Origin of the sequence: Streptosporangium sp. NBC_01755 (assembly GCF_035917995.1) — a bacterium.
GTDB lineage: Bacteria > Actinomycetota > Actinomycetes > Streptosporangiales > Streptosporangiaceae > Streptosporangium.
The window spans coordinates 3,319,733-3,338,993 of record NZ_CP109131.1 but is presented as its reverse complement, the minus strand read 5'-3'; the positions used below and the strand labels follow the sequence as shown (position 1 = coordinate 3,338,993).

The window sequence follows — 19,261 nt, the reverse complement described above, 5'->3', positions numbered from 1 at the left end:
CTGTCAGGTGCGGGGTCGAGGGCGGAGGTCGGCGGTGGAGTCGCCGGCCTCCACCCGCTTGGGTTAGGCGGGGGTGAGCGCCTGGGACCGGCTCTCGTTGACGAGGCCCTTGAACCCGGCGCCGGGCTTGAACTTCGGCGCCCGGGACGCGGCGATCGTGATCTGGGCGCCGGTCTGCGGGTGTCGGCCGGCGCGCTCGGCCTTGTCGACGGTGTCGAAGGTGCCGAAGCCCGGGAGGGTGACCGGGTCGCCGGCGGCGACGGCCATCGGGATGACGTCGAGGATTCCGTCGAGGACCTTGGCGACGGTCTTCTTGTCGATGCCGTCGATGTGCTCGGTGACGGCGGCGACGAGCTCGGTCTTGTTCATGGTCGTTCTCCTTCGTTCTGGGGTGTTCCGTTTTGTTCCGCGCCCGAGGCGGGTGCGGTGGAGCTGGTGCTCCGGACACGCGCCCGGTCGACCGGGCGCGATCCGCAACATCAGCGCTTGCGGGCCTTCGGGTTGTTGCTGATGACCTTGGCTTTGGCCAGCTCAGCAGCGGCCCCAGCCTTGTCTCCCTTCTCGTGGGCCAGCAGGTACTGTGCGGCGGACTTGACCAGGGTTTCCATCGCCGCGTCGGTGTACTTCTTGCTCATGCGCTTCTCCTGTCGGTGTGGAGCTGGTGCTCCGGACGCCGTCCGACCGTGGGGCCGGGCGGCATCCGCAACGTCAGCGGACAACGAGCTGGTCCTTGCCTAGGTGGATGGTCTGTCCTGGGGTGACGGTGTCCGCCTGGTGGCGGAGCTTGGCGGCGGTGTCGCCTGTGGCGGCGTACGACCGGGCGATGAGGAGTTTCGCGGCGGTCTCCGGCGTGATCGTGGCCATGTCGCCCCCTCAGGTCTGGTTCGGCTTCGGCATGGCCCGGCACTTCTCGGCGTGGGACTGCGCCCACTCGGCGAAGCGGCGCGTGATGGCCTCGTACTCCTGCGTCCAGGACTCGTTGTGCTCCTTGACCCACTCCGCGTCATGAGTCGGGACGGTGTAGGTGGTGCCGGTGCCGCCCCCCATTTGCGCGTCGCACAGGGCGCCCGTGCATCGCGCGCTGAAGACGTGCTTGATGTGGTTGCTGCCGTGGGTCTGCTCGTCGATCACGTCGGTGGTGGCGCCGCCGACGGTGAGGTAGCGGGCGATGACACCTTCGGGCCAGGCGGTCTCGCTGCTCACTTCGTCCTCCTCGGCGGGTTGGTGCGGGCGGAGTCGTCCTGTCGGGGCCGGGGCTCGGGCTGCGCCATCGCGGAGTCGAGCTGGTTGAGGGCGGTGAGGGTGGCGGCGAGCCGCTCGGCGGGCGTCACTGCTCCTCCCGCAGGGTCAGGAGGGCGGCGCGGGCGTCCCGTTCGCGGCGGATCTTGGCGAGCTGGGCGGAGGTGTACGGCTGTCCGCCGGTCCCGTTGGGGTCGGGGTGGTGGAGCTGGGTCTCCAGGTAGGCGCGGGCGGTGTCCTCGTCGGCGGCCCGCACCGCGCGGGGGCCGTTGGGCGTGGTGAAGGTGAAGCGGGGCATCACTTGCCGCCCTTCGGCTTGCTGGTCTGGAGCGGCTGGCGGGCGTCCTGCGCGTTGGTGGCGCGGGTGGTGGGGCTGTGGAGCGGCTTGGCCGGGGTGTGCGGCGGGGTGCTCATCGCTTGCCGCCCTTCGTGCAGGCGGTGCAGCCGGGGGTGGTGCAGGCGCCGGTGGAGATCGTGGGCCGCTGCGTGGTCATGGCCTGGGTGAGGGTGGTGATGGTCTGGGTGATCTGGTCGGCGGTCACGCGGCCACCGCCGTCCGGGCCGCGTCGACCAGGGCGAGACCGGCACGGAAGTACGCCTCGGCCTGGGCCAGGGGGAGCTCGTCGTGGACGACCTCGTTGGCGAGGATCACGGGGCCGTCGTGGGTGTCGGTCAGGTACATGCCGGAGAACTCGCCCGGGGCGGTGCGCTGGCAGTAGCTGTCCTCGGGGTTGGGGCCGTAGTAGTAGTGGTCGGTGCACCAAGGCTGGTGGAGCGGCGGTGCGGGAGTAGCCTGGAGCATGGTTCTCCTCTGGTGTAGTCAGGGCGGGGATCACAGGGCCTGTTCGGTGTTGACGCACCGGCAGGCCCACTTCGTTTAGGAGGCGGCGACCAGGCCGCGCCGGGCGGCGTCGTCACGGATCGCGGCCAGAAGGGCGACGTTCTCGGGGGTCGCGCAGTGCTTGACCTTCTCCTCGGCCTGGGCCAGCTCGAACGCCAGGTACTCCCGGGGGATCTTCGGGACGAAGTCGAGGTCGTGGGCGTGCAGGACGGCACGCTTGGCCTCGTGGTCGGTGACGGCCTGGTGGACGGCGCTGGGCGTGAGGTCGGCGTCCAAGCGGATGACCTCGGCGCGCGTGGGGGTGAAGTGCAGGTCGCCGTGCTCGACGATGCAGATCGAGGCGGGTCCGGTGTTCGGCTGCTCGCTGATGTAGATGCGCTGCTTGATGGGCTCATGCTGGTCGGCGACGGGGGCGGTCACCGTCTTCCCGGCGGCGCGGGTCGCCTGGATGGCCGCGTCGAGGGCGTCGCGCAGCTCCTCGGCCCACTGCAGGGTGAGCATGTGCCCGGCCGGGGCGCAGCCGATCTGGCGAACCACGATGGAATTCCCCTGGAGGTGGACCTCGCTACGCACCGAGCGGCGGTGCGGGTCGTTCGGGACGACGATGGGGAACTCGGCGGCGCTGGCGGACGTCGTGTTGTGCTGCATGGTTCTTCTCCTTGTTGCGGTTGGTTTCCGGGGTCGAGCTGGTCAGGCGGCCCGGGGGGCCGCGCGAGTGGTGACCTGAAGGCTTTTGGCCACCAACATCTTCTTGACCGAAACTTGTGTCCGGACTTCCCTTCCGGAACTCTGTTGCGCTCATGACGTTAGCGCACAGGTGTAGGTTCCGCAACTGTGTTCCGGTAGTCTGTTCTCATGACCGAGGAAATGAGCCCCCTGGCGCTGCTCGACGCGACTACCACCCGATACCGCCAGACGGAGCAGGCCCACGAACACGCGAGGCAAGAGGTGGTGGCCGCCGCCCTGGCTGCCCTGCGCGCAGGAGAGCGGCCCACCGACGTCGCTGAGCATTCGCCGTTCACCGACTCCTACATCCGGCGCATCGCTCGAGAGAACGGAATCAAGGCACAGCCACCGGGAGGCAAAAGGGCGCGGCAACACACCGGACACATCGAGGCCGAGACGGGACCGACTCATACCTGAACTCCCGAGGTCGCGCGGCATTTCCTGTCCCTTTAAGGGGACCGCGACACCACCCGGAGTAGCCATGAACGGACACCACACCAGCGCTGAACCAGCACTGAATCTCCACTAGCGCGAGCCGAGAACCCCGGCAGACTGGATCTCAGTAAGGAGATCGCCGTGGAAGTTGTAGAAACGTGGACCGGCGCCCTGGCCAAGACCCTCCGCCAGGCCTACCACTACTCCCAGGAGGGGTTCGCTGCCCGACTGGGGGTCTCCGCGCGCACCATCGCGAAATGGGAAGAGTGCCCGGCGATGCAGCAAAAGCCGGAGCAACAGCAGATCCTTGACGTCCACCTCTGGCAGGCACCAGACCACGTCAAGGCCCGCTTCGCCCTGCTGATCCAGCAGCAGGCCACGAAGCCGCAACCCGTACCCCAGCAGGAGTGGACCGATGACGACATGAACCGCCGCGAGCTACTCAGAATCTTCACCATGGCCGGTGCTGTCATCGCCACCCCCCAGGCAGAGCAGGCACTCGACCTCGACCGGATCGCAGCCCGCACGGGCAGACCTGACGCCGAAACGGCCACCCAGTACGAAATGCTGAACAGTCACCTGTGGCAGGTGTTCATGCTCGCCAGTAGCAAGAGCAAGGTCTACCCGCTCGTACAGGACCACCTCGCCGCGCTCGTCGAGAGCCTCCAGCGTTCCGCCACCGAGGCCACCCACCGGCGTCTGTGCGCGCTCGCCGGCGACCTGTTTCAACTCGCTGGCGAGATCCATTTCGATGCCAACCAGTACACCGACGCCGCTCACTGCTACAGCCTCGCCGCGTCCGCCAGCAGAGAAGCGGGCGCCTACGACCTGTGGGCGTGCGCGATGACTCGCCATGCCTTCATCGGTGTCTACGAACGCGAGTACGGCAAGGCCGTCCCGATGCTCGACCTCGCCACCAACCTGTCTCGCCGCGGCGACAGCGGCCTTTCCACCCGCCATTGGGTCGATGTGGTCCGCGCCGAGGCCTTGGCAGGACTCGGCGATTTCGACGGTTGCCAGCGCGCCCTTGATGCGGCTGAACATGTCCGCGATCTGACCGGTCAGATCCACAACGGCGGTTGGCTGCGCTTCGACGGCAGCCGTCTCCACGAAGAGCGTGGCGCCTGCTACACGATGCTTCGACGGCCCGACCTCGCCGAAGTTGTCCTCGTCGACGCCCTTACTCACAACCTGTCCGCCCGCCGCCGCGCCGGCGTCCTCGTCGACCTGGCCGCGCTCGGCGTGCAGCGAGGCGAGATCGACAAGACGCTCGAACACGGCCGAGCCGCGCTCGAGCTCGCACGCCGCACTGGATCGGGTGTCATCGGCCAGAAGCTGCGCGGCTTGCAATCGCACCTGGCCGATGTGACGGACAACCAGGTACGCAGTTTGAACAACGACATCGCCGAGCTGGCCACGGTCAGCGGAACCTGAAGGAGCCACCGTGCAGGAACCTGGCCGTACTTTCCGCGAAGCGTGGATCGACGGAGTGAAGAAGCACTTCCCTGGCGAGCCGAAGCCCGGCTACGTCACGCCGTGGGAGGAGACGCCTGACTGGGAGCGCTCATGCGCCGCGGCGGTTGAGGAGCAGGTGAGCGCGTTCATCGCGGTGACCGCCCGCCAGACGGCGAAGCTGACCCGGGAGCAGCGCGGCCGGTTCATCGCGATCTGCTGGATCGGCCAGATCTTCAAGCACATCCCCGCCCCGAAGCCGGCGTACGTGGCCGACTGGGATGACCTGCCGGCGTGGCAGCGGGAGACGGATGCCGACATCTTCGACCGTATCGAGCAGGCGAGCCAGCGCCCCTCGTTGGCCGATTGATCAAATTACATAAGGCGGGCCTGGCCGGTGCGTCAACACCGAACAGGCCCTTGAGCCCCACCTGGGATCAGCAGGAGGAGACCCGTGGTCACGATATCGCCGTGCGCTCAGACGTGCATATTCGCGCGCCTGAGCGCAGGAGTCTGATGGGCGTCCGTTTGATGGTCGAAGTCCTCGACCATGCACCCGAGACCCTCACACCCCGCGAGCGCTGGGCGCTGATCGCCATCGCCGAGGACGCGCGAGACGAGACTCGTCTGTGCCTCAAGGGCGTCGAGAGCAACCCGACGCTTGTTCGCCGCATGCGCACGGGGCGCACCGAGCGCGCGGCGATCATCGCGGGCCTCATCGACAAGGGCGCCCTGGAGCGGGTGAAGCGCGGCCAGATGCATCAGCACGCCGTCTTCCGGATCCCTCCGCTCACGGCTGCCCAGGGTCCGGAAACCCCGGATGCTGAGCCACCCCCCAGCATCCGGGAAACCCAGACGCTGGACGATTCCCAGGGTCCGGATTCCGCTGGCCCAGGGTCCGGGAATTGCCCTCCCAGGGTCCGGGAAACCCGGATGCCTTCCCCTCAGTCCCCTCAAGACCCCTCATCTCTCTCTGGCCACGAGCGCATCGTCATGGACGCCCTGAGCCACCTCGGGGTCACCGAGGACGAGATGAGAGAAGTGATCAAGGAAGTTCACAAAACGAGCAAGGTCAAAATCGAGAAGCCAACCCCGTACTTCCGGGCCATGGCCAAGAACAATGACCTTCCGGGCTACCTGGCCGACGTTCGCGCCGCAGCCGCTCGCCGCGCCGCCTACGCCGCCCGCCCGGCCCAGCCGCCGCCCGTCGTCGAGCAGGCCCCGGACCCCGGCGAGCCGTCGGTGACGCCCGAGGAAGCCGCAGCAGCCCGCGCCGCCGTCCGAGAGGCGCTCCAGGGATCGCGGGTCCGCAAGGGCGAGAAGGGGCCCGCCCGGATCCTGAGACCCCGGCAGGCCCCCGAGGAGTCATCGCCCGCCGCCCAAGCTGCACGCGACTACCTCAACAGTCGAGGCGACTTCGCCGACCACCTGATCGCCGCTCGCGAGAAGCTCGGCGAGACCGCACCCCGAGACGAGGTGATCATCCTGGCTGCCGAACTGGCTCGCGATCGGTAATGGTCCGGCTGGGGCCGTCCGCTGTCAGCGAGGGAATGTGTCAGTCGTCCTCCACCGGCCCGAGTCCATCGATTTTGCCGTCACGCACATCGGAAAGCGCCTGGAGATACCCGGCTTCGATGGCGCGCTGGACGATGTTGTTGATCGCCTCCGGCATGTCCATCCAGCCGCCCCACGCCGAGCACATGTTCGCGGTCGCCTCTTGGGCCTCGTGCAGGTCTGCGGGGTCGGGGCGCGGGTCGGGGTTCAGGACGTTGACTGATCGTTCCCAGTCAGCGAGATCTTTCGACGTGTAGTTCTCACTCATGAACGTCCCCCTGTGATCGTTGGTTCGCGGTCGTCGGGGCCTGGGAGAAAGTCCAGGAGGTCGGAGAGGTGTTGCAGGTCAGGATCGGCATGGATGGTCACACCGTCATCGTGACCGGGCGATGGCCGATTGCAACGCCCCCATAGGGAACGGCCGATACCGGCCAAGCGGCTCGCCCCACGGCGGCACCGTTCAACCCCGCGTTCGTCGGGATCGTCCTATCCTGAGCCCATGCCGTACATCGAGGAGCGCGTCTCCACCGTCGAGACCGACATCGCCGAGATCAAGGACCGGCTCGGCGTCATCGAGCGGTCGGTCGGCAACATCGAGAAGACCACTGCCGTCATGCGGGACGACGTCGCCGAACTCAAGGCCGGCCAGATCGAGATCCGCGACCTGCTCGCTCGCGTCGTCGCCCGCCTCGAAGGCGTGTAACCGCCCCCTGTTATGACGGAGGCCCCCGACCTACTCGCCAGGGCGGGGGCCTCCGTCGCATCTCAGCGCGTCACACCCCCCAGCCTCTCCATCGGGCCGAACTGAGCGGTCACCCAGCCGAGCGTCCCCCGGGCCGCACCGTTGAGGAGCTCGATCACCACCTCGCCGTCCTTGGTGTAACCGGTGTCCAACCAGAGACGCCCCTCCCGGTCGGTCCAGCCGGGGATCGGATCGCTCACCGCTCCTCGATCCGCTGCTGCTCCTTGAGCTGTACCTCCAGCTCGTCGAGGTCCGTGCCGACGACGGTCAGCGACGCCTCCGCCGGCGGATCGGCCGACCATCGGCGCCGGTTGGCGTAGTAGTCGCCCGGCCCGGCGTCCGACCTGATGCCTTGCCAGATCACCCAGTCGGGCCAGTTCTTCGCGAACTTCTCCAGGTCACTGTGAGTCATGGGGCGACGCTACGCCGCTACCGATGGGTAGGACAGGTCATGGCTTAGCAGTCGTCATGAGATGACTTAGGCATCATCAGGTGCTCTGAGCGCACTCAGGACCTAACGATGCCTGCACTTACCGTCAACCCATGATCGATTACGAGTCGGAGCTGCCCGCGTATCGGCAGATCGCGCAGGCAATCCGGGTGCGCATCGAGTCCGGCCAGTACCGCCGGCGCCTGCCTACCGTCACGCACCTGGAGCAAGAGTTCGGGGTGGCGCGCAACACCGTGTTGCAGGCCATGGCCCACCTGCGTGACTTGAACCTGATCCACACCGTGCGCAACCGCGGAAGCTTCGTCCGCGCGACCGAAGTGACTGTGGTCGCTCCGGAGCCCGGCATGCGCATCACCGCCCGCATGCCCACCGAGGCCGAACGCGAAGAGCTCGCCCTCGACGAGCTCGTACCCGTCCTCATGGTCGAGCGCGGCGACCAGGTCGAGGTCCTCCCCGCGGACTCCTCAGAGATCCGCATCCCCGAGTAGCTCCGGACAGCGAAGAGCCTCGACCCTGGGCAAGGTCGGGCCTCTCTCGCGTGTCTGGCTACCGCTCACACACCGTGCCGTCACCGTCTCTGTCCTCGTACCACCCGTACTCCACGTCCGCGCCGCGATAGTACGGCCCGTGGCCGGCCCGGTTCGCCGCCGCGCAACTCCCGAACCGGGGATCCGCCGCCGGACGCTCCGAACTCCTCTCCGCCTCCGGTGTCGGGGACCGCCGCGGCTTGGCCTTCTTCGGCACCGTGATGTCGTAGTCGGCCTCGAGGCCGCACGCCTCGACCACCTTCACCGCTGCGCGTGCGATCGCCCGGCCGTGGGCCCGCGCTGTCGCCGTGCCGGTTTCCGTCGCCAGGTATGCCTCCACAGTGCGGGTCGCCGCGTCGACCCGCTCGCGCACCTCTGGCGAGGTGCCGCTGGCGGCCTGCAGCAGGCCGGTGTGCCAGTCGAGCGCAGCCACGTCCGGATCCAGCGTCCCCGTGGCAGCGTGCTCCTGGACCCCGTCGAGGAATGTAAGCAGGCCGGGGTCAGAGCACCCGGCGGCGAGTAGAGCGGCCGTGGTGGTTTCCGAAGGGGCGGGCTCCGCTGGGATAGCCGTCACGGCCCGGGAGTCGTCTTGCTCTCGGGTGAGGCAGCCGTAGGCGGTAATGACGAGCACGCCAGCGACTGCGGCTGACACGAGGGTACGGCGGGATTTTCTCCGCATGGCTGGTTACTCCTGGCGGGGGGTCGGGGGCGGAGAGTAGACGCCGGGCGCGCGGTGAGGGTTGTCCAGGTAGGGCGGACCTGTCGCTGGAGAGGTGTACGTACGTAGCAACGTCCGTACGCACGCGCATCCGGACCCTGCTACGGCCATACGTACGGTCATGATCATGATCAACCCGGAGGCTGACCGCCCCGTGTACAAGCAACTGGCCGACCTCGTCCGCTCGCAGATAGCGCGAGGCGCACTGGAGCCGGGACAGCGCGTGCCCGCAGAGAAGGACTACGTTGACCGCTACGGCATCAGCCGCGACTCCGTTCGCCGTGCCATGGCCACGCTCCGCAGTGAGGGGCTGATCATCACCACCGCCAGAGGGTCCAGGGTCCGCCCCGAGCAGCCCCGCCAGAGCGTCATCATTGGGCCGGCCGACCGGGTGACCGCTCGCATGCCGTCGCCCGAGGAGCGCTTACAGCTCGGAGTCAAGGAGGGTGTCCCGGTTCTCGTCGTCGAGCGGGAGGGGGAGAAGCCCCGGCTGCTGGCCGCCGACCGCACTGAAATCTGCGGGGAGGCGCTGGGAGAATCCAGGGAGAGATGATCATGGGTCGGGGAGACTGAGATGCGCTCAGACGGCCCGAGATATGTCCGTTCTCTCCCCCGCAGGGCCTCTCACCTGCTGGTTAGCGACGCCAGCAGGCGAAATCGAGGCGCTCCCGCTTCGCTCGTAATGAAGGGGTCTGGGGTTCGATTCCCCAAGGCGGCTCCATAGATGACCAGGGCGTTCACCCGAAATCGGGTGGGCGCCTTTGTCGTTGCGGTTGCAGTTCCCGGAGGGGCTCCGCAGCCGGCCATCCGGCTGATCAGTTTCACAGGGCCGCCCCCATGCGCCGCATCCCGTCCTCGGCCATCGGTGAGGCGATGTGCGGGTAACGCTGCGTGCCCCTGATATCGGAGTGCCCGAGGATCTCCTGCACCGTCCGGACGTGCACGCCCTGCTCGATCAGCAAGGTGGCGGCCGTGTGCCGGGCGTCGTGCACCCGGGTCTCCCGGACGTCGGCGGCCATCAGCAGCTCCTTCCACTCCTCCCAGTCGTCGTGCTTGTCGATCGGCCTGCCGGTCGGCTGGGTGAACACGAGATCGTGATCCTCCCAAGTGGCGCCGGCCGCGAGGCGCTCCGCCTTCTGGCGGGTGCGGTGTGTCTTGAGAATCGGGATCAGTTCGGGGGGCAGGGGTACCATCCGCTTGGACTTCCCCTTCGGCTTGCGGAAGACCAGGCCGCCGCCTTTGGCCCGGTGGTCATTTCCGGGTGGCGGTGATCAGGTTACGGGCACCCTGGTGCAGCAGATCAGCGGCGACGCGCGCTCCGAGCGTGGCCGGATCCTCGTGGCCGCCCCAGGCGTGGGAGCGGACGAACTGGGAGCCGTCGCGATTGAACACCATGCCGAACAAGCCCATCTTCCCGTCTGCGGTAGTGCAGGCGTGCCCGGCGATCGGGGAGTTGCAGTGGCCACGCAGCATGTGCAGCATGGTGCGCTCAGCGAGGACGTGCCGGGCGGTGGGCACGTGGTTGAGCTCGTCCAGCAGCCGCATGACCGGCCCGTCGGACTGACGAGCCTGGATACCGATGACGCCCGCACCTACGGGCGGCACCATGGACATGCCTTCGCTCGCGGTGTGGAACTCCAGGGGGAGGATCTCGTGGTGGCGCTCCAGCAGGCCGAGGCGGCTCAGGCTGGTGCGGGCCAGGATCAGCGCGGCGTACTTGCCATCCTCGTCGAGTTTGTTCAACCGGGTGTCGACGTTGCCGCGGATGCGCTCGGTGCGCAGGTCGGGCCGGTGGATGCTGAGCTGTGCGCGACGCCGCACGGAGCTGGTGCCGATCAGTGACCCGGCGGGCAGGTCGGCCAGGGCGACGCCGTCGCGGGTGACGACGACGTCGTGGACGTCGTCCCGTTCCAGGTAGGCGCCGAACGCGGTGCCCTCGGCCAGGGGCACATCGCCGGGGACGTCTTTGACGCAGTGGACGGCGATATCGATCCGGCCGCCGGTCAAGGCGCTGTCGATCTCCTTGCTGAAGGCTCCCTTGCCGCCGATCTCGGCCAGGTCACCGGGCCAGAGGTCAGCGGTTACCTGCGTGGGCACGATCTCGATCGGGATCTCGGGCGCGAGCTTGGTGATCATCTCGGCGACACGACTGGCCTGAATCTTGGCCAGGGTGGAGGTGCGGGTGCCGATCCGGAGCGGGGTTTCGGCGAATCGGTTGAGGAACACATCGGTCACGGCGAAGCTCTTCCTGTTAGTGAGACTCTGATTGCAGAGTGTGACTATCTGTGGGGGGAGGTGCACGCTGACTGCCATCGGATGGTGCCCCGCTGGAAAGAACTGGCGGGGCACCATCATTTCGACCGAGGTTCACGCCCCTCCAAGCAGGAGGTCGTACGGTCGCGTCTACCCCCGCGGGCGGCCCCTGATGGTGCACCGCCGCCCGAGGGGAGTTGGGGGCGCGACGGCACGGGAGGCTGGTCGCCGCGCCGCCGCGCCGGCTCATGGTGGGGTCACCGGCTCGGCGTAGTGGTTCCCGAGGCGTCCGGCGATGCGGTGCGCGACCTTCACCAAGTCGTCGACCGGCGCGTGGTCGGCGGGTTCTTCCAGGTGGACAGCGCCCCAGCAGAAGACGGTTCCGGCGCGGTCGGCCCACACGGTCAGCTCGGCGCTGATCACGAGGCGGGGCTGGCCTTCGTCGTAGGAGATCTCCGGGTAGATCCGGTGGGTGTGCAGCTCGGTGCGCAGGTGCTTGAGGGCGGCGATGGCACCGCTGCGCCGGGTGGCCGCGTTCAGCCGGTCGCTAACCGGTGTGCCGTAGGGCGGGATCACGGCCGAGTCCTTTCGTCGGGGTGGGGGCGTGGCCCCGGGACGTATCCCGGGGCCGCGGGGACTGGCGAACTCAGGCGGCCGTTCGCAGCGGGTGTGGGCTGCGCGGCGCCTCGGGGCAGGGTCCGCCGGAGTTCGAGTTCCACCTGTTGCATGCGGTTCCACAGCTCGGCGGCGGTGCGTCCATGAACGGTGCGGCAGCTCTTCGGGTCGCTGCACTGCCAGGCCTCGAACCGTCGGTGGCGCAGGCTCCACATGACCAGCCAGGTGGGCGCGTGCTGCTGCACCTGCCGGGCGACGCGCGCCGCCTCGGCGTCAGCGCGGGACGACATGCTCGGCCAGGATCACGTCGGCCAGCAGCGGCAGCTCGCTGCCCAGCACGGTGGTGAGGGGGCGGGCGCGCAGGATCTCGTAGTGCTCGGCGAGCCGCTCGGCGGCTGCGGCCGGGTCTACGGCGGCGCTGAGCAGGTGGTGGCCGGAGTCGAGCTCGGGGCTGGTCCACCAGAAGTTCTCGCCGTCGCTGTAGGCGAGCAGCCCGTAGTAGACGGAGATGATGGCGTTGCCGGAGCGCAGTTCGTGACGTCGGCCTTGATGCCGTGGGCGCGGTCCAGTTCGGCGGCCAGCTCTTCGGCGCGAAGCCGGGCGGGAGACGGTGTGGTGGTCGACGGCGCGGCGGCGGACGCCTGGGAAGCTGGACTGCCGCCGCGCCTGCTCGTGGGGGTGCCGCCCTCTGGAGCCCTACTCATACCGCCGCCTCCCGCCGGTACGGGGCGTGCCGTCGGGGCGGGGAAGCATCCGGCGAGTGGCTCCGGCCGAGGGCGACGGCGGGCCCCGGCCGGAGGGGCTGGTGCTGGTGCTCGGGAGGATCCGGCAGCAGGGTGAGCGGCGGCCGGGCGTTCGGCTCCCGGCTCACGCTCGGGGGCGGGGCGCCGTGCTCGTGTGCGCGGGCCGCGATGCGGGCTCGTCGCCGGGAGAGGGGGTCGCGGGCGAGCGCCAGGCGGACCGCGCGGTCTGCCCGCGTCTCGACCGGCCGGCGCGGGCGGGCGCCGGGCGTCGCCGGGCGTCGGGTGTCGGTGCGTCCGGTGGGCCGGGTGCGCGACGGTCGCCTCGGGGTCGGCCTGGCGGGGCGCGGGTACGAGCGTTGGCTGGGCGGTGACCTCGCGGGCGGGCTCGAAGGTCGGCAGGGCCTGGCCGAGACCAAGCTGGCGGCGTACCTCCAGGCGCTCGGCCATCAGGGCACCGGACGGCTGCGCGTACTCGTGATCGGCGCTCTGGCCGGGGCAGCCGTGGGCGTAGGGTGCGTGCCCGCAGGCGGCGCATCCCATCGGCAGGGGCGGGGCGTCGGCGAAGCAGCCGCAGGCATCTGCCGCTGTTGGCCGGTCGAGGACGACACTAGGATCGTTCACGGATCAGGACTCGCTTCCTGGTCAAGAGCTCGTCCGGTCGTGTGCAGCGCCGGGCGGGCTCGTTTTATGTGCAGCGGAACTCGCTAGCTGTAATGCTGGAGTTACCGCGGAGCCTTCGGAAGGCCATTTAGGGGACTTCTTTAGGACCTTCATGGGCCGTATCGACGCTGATTCTGTCCATGGGGGGCCTTTTAGGTACTCTGAAGTCCTTCAATGGTTCAACTGTGGAGGCCGCCGTGCCCCGAGAATCAGGCAACGTCAAGCTCAAGGCAGCTCGCCAGCACGCCGGGTACGCCTCGCAGCAGGCCCTGGCCGACGCCCTCGCTCGCGCCGGAGTCGAACTCGGCGAGGCCGATGCGGAGGTGAGCATCCGGCAGGTGCGGCGCTGGGAGAGCGCCACCCCGCCATGGCCCCACGCCGTCCATCAGCGTCTGCTGGAGCACACGCTGGGGATGTCGGTCGAGCAACTCGGGTTCACCCCGCCTTGGGGCGGCCAGTCCGAGCGCCAGGCCGCGCCAGTCCGGTCCGGAGCGGCAGCTCACCCCATCGTGCTGCCGCTGCCGCCGCCAGCCCCGACGACCACGACGCAGCCTGCGGCACTAGCGGTGGACTACGCGGCTGTGACCAGGGCGCACCGGCGGCTGTACTGGCGCGTCCAGCCGCCTCTGATCCGCTCCGCCGCGGCGGAGCACGCACGCTTCGGAGCTCAGCTCTTGAGCGAGGTGGGCGGCATGCCCCGCCGGGCACTCGCGGCGGCTCTGGCCGAATCGCTGCTGCTGGTGGGTCGCATCGAGTTCTTCGACTTGCGGCAGCCGGTCGAGGCCGATGCCAAGTTCGTCGAGGCCCTGCAGGCGGCAGGTGCTGCTGATGACCAGCTGCTCGGGGCCGCCATCTTGGGGCACTCGGCGTTCGTGCCCGGGTGGGCGGGGGACAGAGATGGTGCGGCCGAGCGTCTTCGTGCTGCGCGGGCCTACGCGCGCCGTGCGGACTCCGTACCTGCTTCGTTCACCACGTGGCTGTACGCGGTGGAAGCTGAGTGCGAGACGCGATGCGGCAAGCACCGGGAGGCGCTGCGTGTCATCGGCCAGGCGGAGGACACCTTGGCCGGAGGTGACGAGACCCCGCTGCCAGAGTGGTTCGACTGGTTCTCACCGGTCCGGCTGGCCTCCTTCAAGGGCAACACCCAGCTCAAGGCCGGCCATCTACCCCAGGCCAGGCAGACGCTTCTTCAGGTCCTGGAGAACCTTCCCGAAGAGCACAGGAAGCAGCGCACCGTCGTGCTCGGGGACCTGGCCGCGGTCGCCGCGGCCGAAGGGGATCCTGAGGCCGCCTGTGCTCGCGCCGTCGAGGCTCTCGATCAGCTGTCGATCACCTGGTACGCGACGGGTATGGATCGGATCCGCGAAGTACGGCGAGCCCTTGAGAAGTGGGGCGACCGCGAGTGCGTCACGCAGCTGGATGATCGGCTGTACGAATGGCGTACGACCCTCATCGCGCTGCAACGTTGAACGCGCGCACCTTGTCCGGCAGCTCGGTCAGGGAGTCGATACGTAGCGAGGGCGCGCGGTCGGCGTCCGGGTCGGCCTGCTGGATCACCCCCCACGGGCCGCGCCGGATCAGCGCGGTGTGCATCCCGGCCGCGGTCGCCGGAAGGATGTCGTTGTCCAGGCGGTCGCCGACGTACAGGATCTCCCCCGCCTCGAAAGGGACGACCTCGGCGACCCGCTTGAAGAACTCCGGATCCGGCTTGGAGGCACCCCAGTCGTCGGAGGTGCCGATCAGGTCCACGTCGGCCGTGAACAACTGGCGGAGGATCCGGCCCGCACGGACGGTCTGATTGCCCGCGATCCCGAGCCAGAGTCCATCAGCACGCAGGGCCGCGAGAGCTGGTCGGACATCTGGGTACAGGTCCTCTTCGCCGAAGGTCTCAGGCCGTCCGGCAGCGGCGCGCTTCTCGCGCTCCTCGTAAAGGTCGAAGCCTGGCCGGAATACCTGGAACGCCTCGCGGTAGTCGAGCCCGCGGGCGATGGTCGCGCCGAAGACGGCGCTGAAGGTGTGGCGGGGGACCCCGAGCCAGTCTGCCCAGGTGCCGTACTCGCGGCTCTCGTCCACGAGGCACTCGCCGACGTCAAAGATCACAGCTCGAATCATGCCGGGAGCCTATTGGGGCTCCAGATGCGCCAGCCAGCCCGCCCCGTGTGCCCGCTACCTGGCGCGGCGGCGTACGCCTGGGAAGAGTTCGCCGCCGCGCTTGATCTAGAGGCTATGCCAGCCTGTCACTACCTGCTCTAGCTCGGTGAGAACCGTTCCGGCACGCTTAGGGGCGGACCGTGAGTATTGATCTTCTGGGGTCCGAGCCGCTCTACCGGCAGATCGCGGCCGTGATCACCACGAGGATCGAGGCCGGCACCTACGAGCCGCGCCGCGCCATCCCGTCCGAGGCCGCACTGTACGAGGAGTTCGGCGTCTCAAGGAGCACCGTCCGCGGCACCATCCGGCTGCTCAACGAGCAGGGCCTGTTGGTCACTGTGATGGGCCGTGGCACGTTCGTCGTCAAGCGAGACGACGCCCCGACGGCCGACTGACCGGCGGGTGCCGCACGATCGGGTCAGTGCCTGGGGAGCGCCTGAAGGCCCGATCGTGCGGCTGTACAGGCCCCTCGCCTGCCCGCGGATATGTAAGGACCGTAACTCAACGGAAGCTGCTACGAGGAGACCGGTTGGGCACGTCTGCCGGACCATCACCCGATGTCCAGCCGCTCCGGACTCACGATGGACGGCTTCGAGACGTCGTCCACGGTCGGTGACGAGGGCCACGAAGACGGCGCGGGGTGAGTCGAGGGTACGGGGGGCGTGCCGTACCCGGGACTGTTGGGGCATCTCAGGTGTTCTTGGCGTCTTCCGGAATGGGCGTGTGATGCAGGACCGGCACAGACGCCCGGTCGATGCTCAACCCGCCCGCGCGATCTGGAACGAGTAGGCCCCGGTCTTCGCCGTACCCGATCTGACCACGAGCGCATACCTGCCGTCTCCGTTGGAGAGCGGGATGTCGAACTCGTATCCGCAGAGTGGGACGGGTTGCCGTGGATCGGCGACGTTCTTCTCCGCGGCATCTGTGAGCTCCAGCTCGATGGCCGTGCACGCCCCGGTCCCACCGAGGATCTTGATGGCCGACGCGCCGTCCGCGTCGAACTCGAAGCGGTCGATGCGTCCTGGGACGTCCAGCCGCCCCGCGCCGTCCGGGCTGCCCCCGCCGATCTGCAGGCCGATCGTCGCCGGGAAGGTGCGGACCTTCACCGTCGCGATCCTGAGACTGTACGGCCCGATGACGTTCGTGTTCCCGAAGACCTCCAGCCGGTGCCTGCCCGCCTTGGTCAGCTTGACGACCGACGTGCCCCAGCTGAGAGCGATGCCGGACGGGCTGACCGGCTGGCCGTCGACCTCGGAGAACACCTGGAGCTGGATGTCGTCGCCGGTCATGTCGGTGACGTAGAACTCCCTGCTGTCGCCCAGGTCCAGGGTGAACTTGTCCCGCTGCCCGGCGCGGGTGAGCTCGGCCGCGACGGTGCCGCCGTCGACGAGGGTCCCACCCGGCTGCACAGCCGTCTGGGCCTGGGCCGGGGCGCCCGTCTCGGTCTTGGTCTCGGCCGGCTCGCTGTTCTCCGTGGGTTGGGTGGTCTCGGCGGTCGCCGTGCTGGTCACGCGCTCCGGAACGGGCTGATCGTTCCGGAGCGTGTCAACGCCGGCACCGCATCCGGTGATGGTCAGGAACACGAGGGTCGCGCCGGCGGCAAGCCGGAGGGGCACACTGAGGCGTCCGGTGAGGGAGGCTTTCATGCCAGCCATTGTGTGCAGCCCGCTTGCAGCCGGCTTGCGCTCCTCGTCCACGGCCTCGGCGGGGTCCATTAGGCTGTCTGTTCACGGGTGATCCAGAGCTCTCCGGAGATAACCGGCGCTGTGCGCTATGTGGCAGAAAGCGCTTTATGTGCACAGAACAGGGTTAAAGCTTAGAATCTACGCTTATGTCGGAACGGGGTAAGGATCAGTCGGGGACCGCGTCGAAGATCATGCGTCTTGCCGCCGTGGGGACGGCGGCGGGTGTGCTGGTCGCGGGGATCGCACTACCGGCCGTGGGGGGTGCGGGGCTCGGCATCGTGTCGGCGACCAACCAGCTGAACCTCAACCCCGAGGAGCTCGTCGAGCCTCCGCCGGCGGAGGTCACCGTCGTGCAGGACGCCAGGGGCAGGGAGATCGCACGGTTCTACGAGGAGTACCGCGAGGTCGTCAAGCTCGACCAGGTGGCCGAGGTCATGAAGACCGCGATCGTCTCGATCGAGGACTACCGGTTCTACGAGCACGGTGCGATCGACATCGAGGGCACGATCCGCGCGTTCGCCAAGAACCTCCAGGCGGACGGGGTGAGCCAGGGCGGCTCCAGCATCACCCAGCAGTACGTCAAGCAGGTGCTGCTCAACTCCGCCGAGACCGACGCGGAGAAGGACAAGGCGCTGGAGGCCAGCTACGCGCGCAAGCTCAATGAGCTGCGCCATGCGATGGCGGTGGAGCAGAAGTACTCCAAGGACGAGATCCTGGAGAAGTACCTGAACATCGCCTACTTCGGCGCGGGTGCCTATGGGGTCGAGGCGGCGGCCAAGCGGTTCTTCGGCGTCACGGCGGCCGAGCTCACCCTGCCGCAGGCGGCGACACTGGCCGGTGCCGTGCAGGACCCCAACGCCACCGACCCCAACCTGGGGGCGAAGCAGCGTGAGCGGCTGCTGAACCGGCGCAACGTGGTGCTGAACCGGATGGCCGAGCTGGGCAAGATCACCACTGCCGAGGCGGCTGAGGCGAAGGCCACCAGGCTCGGCTACAAGGGTACGAAGCTACCCGGTGGCTGCGAGGCCGGCGACTATCCGTACTTCTGCGTCTACGTCCGCAACGAGATCCTGAAAAATCCTGACTTCGGGAAGACGGCCAAGGCACGCGTGGCGTTCCTCAACCGTGGCGGTCTGACGATCAGGACCACCATCGACCCGACCATGCAGGCGGCGGCGGACCGGGCGATCAGGAAGTGGGTCAACCCCACCGACAACCCGGTGGCGGCCGAGGCCCTGGTCCAGCCGGGCACCGGGGCGATCAAGGCCATGGCGGCCAGCCGGGCGTACGGCCAGAACAAGGCCAGGAACGAGATGTCCTACAACGTCGTCGCGGACGCCGCGCACGGCGGTGGCGTCGGCTTCCAGGCCGGCTCGACCTTCAAGACGTTCACGCTGCTCACCGCGCTGAACAAGGGCATGAAGGTCAACGACGGCTTCACCGTCGGCGCCGGTTACCTCGCCCCGGGCTATTCCGCGTTCAAGAACTGCAAGGGCGAGAACATCGGTGACCCGACCCACACCGTGACCAACGACGAGGGCAGCCCCGGCTGGCGAACCCTGCAGACCGGCACCTGGGGTTCGGTGAACACCTTCTTCATGGTGCTGGAGCAGCGCGTCGGGCTCTGTGACACGGTCAAGACCGCCAAGTCGCTGGGTATCCACCGCTCCGACGGGCTCGCGCTCCAGGAGTACGAGACGTTCACGCTCGGCACCAACGAGATGGACCCGGTGACCGTGGCGAACGCGTACGCCACGATCGGCGCGCGCGGCAAGTACTGCGCGCCGATGGTGATCACCCAGATCACCGACCGCGACGGCAAGGTCACCGAGTATGAGCCCAAGTGCCGCCAGGCGCTCGACCCCGAGGTGGCCGACGCGGCGGCGGACGTGCTGTCCGGGGTGTTCACCAAGGGCACGATGCGTGCCGTCGGCGGCATCGGCCGCGACGCGGCGGGCAAGACCGGCACCACCGACAGCTCCGCCACCGCCTGGTTCGCCGGGTTCACCCCGGACCTGGCCGGCGCGGTCAGCATCGGCGACCCGCGCGGCGCGCAGAAGTACAAGCTGAACGGCGTCACGATCGGCGGACGCTACTACGGCTCGGTCTTCGGCGCCAGCATCCCGGGCCCGATCTGGAAGGACACGATGCTGGCGGCGCTGCGGAACGTCGAGCCGACGTCGTTCACCCCGATCAACTCGGCCCGGTTCGGCGGCTGCGGCCAGAGCTGCCGGCCCGCGCCGCCCCCGTCGAACGACGACGGCCCCGGCAACAGCGAGGACGTGAACGTCCTCCCTGGCCAGGACTACTGACGCGGCACAGGGATGCGCGCCGCTTTACCGGGGATCGCCCGGCAAGGGCCTCAGGCGGGAGTCTCGGGATCGAGGGCGCAGTGTCCGTCGTTGACGTACCGGGGCAGACCCTGACCGATCCCGGCTGAGGTAAGACCCGCGAGACACGCCTCAGCGG

At 68.6% G+C, this 19,261-nt stretch carries 29 protein-coding genes; 10 read left to right on the top strand and 19 right to left on the bottom strand.

Annotation, left to right across the window (positions count from 1 at the left end):
* Nucleotides 1-63: 63 nt before the first annotated feature.
* The 9 genes from OG884_RS15375 to OG884_RS15335 form a co-directional block, all read right to left on the bottom strand.
* Complete coding sequence (locus OG884_RS15375) at nt 64-369, bottom strand: HU family DNA-binding protein (RefSeq protein ID WP_326646029.1); 306 nt, start codon at nt 367-369, stop codon at nt 64-66.
* A gap of 110 nt (nt 370-479) precedes the next feature.
* On the bottom strand, nt 480-635 hold the full coding sequence (locus OG884_RS15370) for a hypothetical protein (protein WP_326646028.1): 156 nt from the start codon (nt 633-635) through the stop codon (nt 480-482).
* A gap of 73 nt (nt 636-708) precedes the next feature.
* Nucleotides 709-864, bottom strand: coding sequence for a hypothetical protein (locus tag OG884_RS15365; protein ID WP_326646027.1), 156 nt, complete (start codon nt 862-864; stop codon nt 709-711).
* A 9-nt stretch (nt 865-873) separates the two neighbouring features.
* Entirely contained in the window at nt 874-1,203 is a 330-nt protein-coding gene (locus tag OG884_RS15360; protein ID WP_326646026.1) for a hypothetical protein, read from the bottom strand.
* Nucleotides 1,200-1,331: a hypothetical protein gene (locus OG884_RS15355; protein WP_326646025.1), complete on the bottom strand. Its 132-nt coding sequence runs from the start codon at nt 1,329-1,331 to the stop codon at nt 1,200-1,202. The genes OG884_RS15360 and OG884_RS15355 overlap by 4 nt, the downstream gene beginning before the upstream one ends.
* A complete protein-coding gene (locus OG884_RS15350) occupies nt 1,328-1,537 on the bottom strand; it encodes a hypothetical protein (RefSeq protein ID WP_326646024.1) in 210 nt (69 codons plus the stop codon). Before OG884_RS15350 ends, OG884_RS15355 begins: the two co-directional genes overlap by 4 nt.
* A gap of 112 nt (nt 1,538-1,649) precedes the next feature.
* Nucleotides 1,650-1,781: a hypothetical protein gene (locus tag OG884_RS15345; protein ID WP_326646023.1), complete on the bottom strand. Its 132-nt coding sequence runs from the start codon at nt 1,779-1,781 to the stop codon at nt 1,650-1,652.
* Nucleotides 1,778-2,041, bottom strand: coding sequence for a hypothetical protein (locus OG884_RS15340; RefSeq protein WP_326646022.1), 264 nt, complete (start codon nt 2,039-2,041; stop codon nt 1,778-1,780). Before OG884_RS15340 ends, OG884_RS15345 begins: the two co-directional genes overlap by 4 nt.
* 75 nt (nt 2,042-2,116) lie before the next feature.
* On the bottom strand, nt 2,117-2,728 hold the full coding sequence (locus OG884_RS15335; protein ID WP_326646021.1) for a hypothetical protein: 612 nt from the start codon (nt 2,726-2,728) through the stop codon (nt 2,117-2,119).
* Nucleotides 2,729-2,935: 207 nt separating this feature from the next.
* On the opposite strand from OG884_RS15335, the gene OG884_RS15330 reads away from it, so the two are divergent.
* The 4 genes from OG884_RS15330 (at nt 2,936) to OG884_RS15315 (ending at nt 6,208) form a co-directional block, all read left to right on the top strand.
* Entirely contained in the window at nt 2,936-3,223 is a 288-nt protein-coding gene (locus tag OG884_RS15330; protein ID WP_326646020.1) for a hypothetical protein, read from the top strand.
* Between the two features lie 159 nt (nt 3,224-3,382).
* Complete coding sequence (locus OG884_RS15325) at nt 3,383-4,675, top strand: helix-turn-helix domain-containing protein (RefSeq protein ID WP_326646019.1); 1,293 nt, start codon at nt 3,383-3,385, stop codon at nt 4,673-4,675.
* 10 nt (nt 4,676-4,685) lie between these two features.
* Entirely contained in the window at nt 4,686-5,063 is a 378-nt protein-coding gene (locus OG884_RS15320) for a hypothetical protein (protein WP_326646018.1), read from the top strand.
* A gap of 50 nt (nt 5,064-5,113) precedes the next feature.
* Nucleotides 5,114-6,208, top strand: coding sequence for a hypothetical protein (locus OG884_RS15315; RefSeq protein WP_326646017.1), 1,095 nt, complete (start codon nt 5,114-5,116; stop codon nt 6,206-6,208).
* Nucleotides 6,209-6,248: 40 nt separating this feature from the next.
* Here the strand turns inward: OG884_RS15315 and OG884_RS15310 are convergent, their stop codons facing one another.
* Nucleotides 6,249-6,515 (bottom strand): hypothetical protein, encoded by a 267-nt coding sequence (locus tag OG884_RS15310; protein ID WP_326646016.1) that lies wholly within the window; start codon nt 6,513-6,515, stop codon nt 6,249-6,251.
* A gap of 231 nt (nt 6,516-6,746) precedes the next feature.
* Between OG884_RS15310 and OG884_RS15305 the strand changes: the two genes are divergently transcribed.
* Nucleotides 6,747-6,950: a hypothetical protein gene (locus OG884_RS15305; protein ID WP_326646015.1), complete on the top strand. Its 204-nt coding sequence runs from the start codon at nt 6,747-6,749 to the stop codon at nt 6,948-6,950.
* Nucleotides 6,951-7,012: 62 nt separating this feature from the next.
* Here the strand turns inward: OG884_RS15305 and OG884_RS15300 are convergent, their stop codons facing one another.
* A complete protein-coding gene (locus OG884_RS15300; RefSeq protein WP_326646014.1) occupies nt 7,013-7,189 on the bottom strand; it encodes a hypothetical protein in 177 nt (58 codons plus the stop codon).
* Entirely contained in the window at nt 7,186-7,401 is a 216-nt protein-coding gene (locus OG884_RS15295) for a hypothetical protein (RefSeq protein WP_326646013.1), read from the bottom strand. The genes OG884_RS15300 and OG884_RS15295 overlap by 4 nt, the downstream gene beginning before the upstream one ends.
* Nucleotides 7,402-7,532: 131 nt before the next feature.
* On the opposite strand from OG884_RS15295, the gene OG884_RS15290 reads away from it, so the two are divergent.
* A complete protein-coding gene (locus OG884_RS15290; RefSeq protein WP_326646012.1) occupies nt 7,533-7,928 on the top strand; it encodes a GntR family transcriptional regulator in 396 nt (131 codons plus the stop codon).
* A 58-nt stretch (nt 7,929-7,986) separates the two neighbouring features.
* On the opposite strand, the gene OG884_RS15285 is transcribed toward OG884_RS15290, so the two are convergent.
* Nucleotides 7,987-8,598: an excalibur calcium-binding domain-containing protein gene (locus OG884_RS15285; protein WP_326646011.1), complete on the bottom strand. Its 612-nt coding sequence runs from the start codon at nt 8,596-8,598 to the stop codon at nt 7,987-7,989.
* 214 nt (nt 8,599-8,812) lie between these two features.
* Here OG884_RS15285 and OG884_RS15280 point away from each other — a divergent pair, with 214 nt between their 5' ends.
* Nucleotides 8,813-9,238: a GntR family transcriptional regulator gene (locus OG884_RS15280; protein ID WP_326646010.1), complete on the top strand. Its 426-nt coding sequence runs from the start codon at nt 8,813-8,815 to the stop codon at nt 9,236-9,238.
* Between the two features lie 268 nt (nt 9,239-9,506).
* Here OG884_RS15280 and OG884_RS15275 read toward each other — a convergent pair whose 3' ends face one another.
* From OG884_RS15275 to OG884_RS15260, 4 genes are all read right to left on the bottom strand, one after another.
* Entirely contained in the window at nt 9,507-9,914 is a 408-nt protein-coding gene (locus OG884_RS15275) for a tyrosine-type recombinase/integrase (RefSeq protein ID WP_326646932.1), read from the bottom strand.
* Between the two features lie 22 nt (nt 9,915-9,936).
* Nucleotides 9,937-10,920 (bottom strand): hydroxymethylbilane synthase, encoded by a 984-nt coding sequence (hemC, locus tag OG884_RS15270; protein ID WP_326646009.1) that lies wholly within the window; start codon nt 10,918-10,920, stop codon nt 9,937-9,939.
* A gap of 264 nt (nt 10,921-11,184) precedes the next feature.
* Nucleotides 11,185-11,514 carry a hypothetical protein gene (locus tag OG884_RS15265; RefSeq protein ID WP_326646008.1) on the bottom strand — a complete coding sequence of 110 codons (330 nt, stop codon included), beginning with the start codon at nt 11,512-11,514 and terminating at the stop codon, nt 11,185-11,187.
* Nucleotides 11,511-11,843, bottom strand: a complete 333-nt coding sequence (locus OG884_RS15260) for a hypothetical protein (RefSeq protein ID WP_326646007.1) — start codon at nt 11,841-11,843, stop codon at nt 11,511-11,513. Before OG884_RS15260 ends, OG884_RS15265 begins: the two co-directional genes overlap by 4 nt.
* Before the next feature lie 1,310 nt (nt 11,844-13,153).
* Between OG884_RS15260 and OG884_RS15255 the strand changes: the two genes are divergently transcribed.
* Entirely contained in the window at nt 13,154-14,425 is a 1,272-nt protein-coding gene (locus tag OG884_RS15255) for a transcriptional regulator (protein ID WP_326646006.1), read from the top strand.
* Here OG884_RS15255 and OG884_RS15250 read toward each other — a convergent pair.
* The gene (locus OG884_RS15250) at nt 14,406-15,068 is read right to left on the bottom strand and encodes an HAD family hydrolase (RefSeq protein WP_326646005.1); all 663 of its coding nucleotides are present in this window, start codon (nt 15,066-15,068) and stop codon (nt 14,406-14,408) included. The genes OG884_RS15255 and OG884_RS15250 overlap by 20 nt on opposite strands.
* Nucleotides 15,069-15,247: 179 nt before the next feature.
* Between OG884_RS15250 and OG884_RS15245 the strand changes: the two genes are divergently transcribed.
* Nucleotides 15,248-15,502, top strand: a complete 255-nt coding sequence (locus OG884_RS15245; RefSeq protein WP_326646004.1) for a GntR family transcriptional regulator — start codon at nt 15,248-15,250, stop codon at nt 15,500-15,502.
* A 363-nt stretch (nt 15,503-15,865) separates the two neighbouring features.
* Here the strand turns inward: OG884_RS15245 and OG884_RS15240 are convergent, their stop codons facing one another.
* Nucleotides 15,866-16,753, bottom strand: a complete 888-nt coding sequence (locus OG884_RS15240; RefSeq protein WP_326646003.1) for a hypothetical protein — start codon at nt 16,751-16,753, stop codon at nt 15,866-15,868.
* Between the two features lie 185 nt (nt 16,754-16,938).
* On the opposite strand from OG884_RS15240, the gene OG884_RS15235 reads away from it, so the two are divergent.
* Nucleotides 16,939-19,104, top strand: a complete 2,166-nt coding sequence (locus OG884_RS15235; RefSeq protein ID WP_326646002.1) for a transglycosylase domain-containing protein — start codon at nt 16,939-16,941, stop codon at nt 19,102-19,104.
* The last annotated feature ends 157 nt before the right edge of the window (nt 19,105-19,261 follow it).